This is a genomic window from Mesorhizobium sp. M0815 (assembly GCF_040319995.1).
In the GTDB taxonomy this organism is placed as follows: Bacteria; Pseudomonadota; Alphaproteobacteria; order Rhizobiales; family Rhizobiaceae; genus Mesorhizobium.
This window is the reverse complement of the sequence record NZ_JAMYOU010000080.1, coordinates 1-640: the sequence shown is the minus strand read 5'-3', so window position 1 is coordinate 640 and position 640 is coordinate 1. Positions and strand designations below refer to the sequence as shown.

Sequence of the window (640 nt, the reverse complement as noted above, 5' to 3'; positions counted from 1 at the left end):
ATGTCCTGATCGTAATTTCCAAAGCCCTTGCCGAAAATGTTGATCCCGCCGGGGCGCTTGGCGTCGTCCTTGACGCCGATACGGACGCGGATTGAATGATGGCTCTTCAGATCGAGTGCGGCGAGGCCGGTTTCGGAAATCCTGAGGCCGTCGACATAGGTGCCGTCATTGGCAATTCGCCAGTTCTTGAGCTTGCCGTATTGCGAACCCTTGAGTTTCCACCAGGACGGCGTGAAGACGCCGCGCTTGTCGCCGAAATCCCCCGGCGACGTCCAGGTGCCGACATCGACGCCATTGATCGTCAGCGTGATGTCCGAGGGCCAATCGGCGCTGGTGCCCGGCACTTCCGAAGACAGCTCTATCGCCACTTCGAGCTCGGTGATCTCGGCATTGGCGAGCTTGGCATTATTGGGAAACTGGTATTCGACAAAACCGCGGGTGAACCACAACAGCCCGGCTTTCATACGATCCGGATCGAGGAAAGTGTTCGGTACATCGAGCAAGCCGATGATGCCGTCCGGCGAACAAAGGCCGCAGGGCGCGGTAACCTCGAAGCCGGTGTAAAGCCCGATCGGCATCGACACTTCGATCGCGTCGTTCTTGACCGCACGATATTCGCTCTTGAACACGACGAGCACTT

Annotated in this window: 1 protein-coding gene; it reads right to left on the bottom strand. The window is 58.3% G+C overall.

Going from position 1 to position 640, the window contains the following annotated elements:
* A partial coding sequence (locus NKI01_RS30820) for a transcriptional regulator (protein WP_352965863.1) occupies window positions 1–640 on the bottom strand: 640 nt, incomplete at both ends.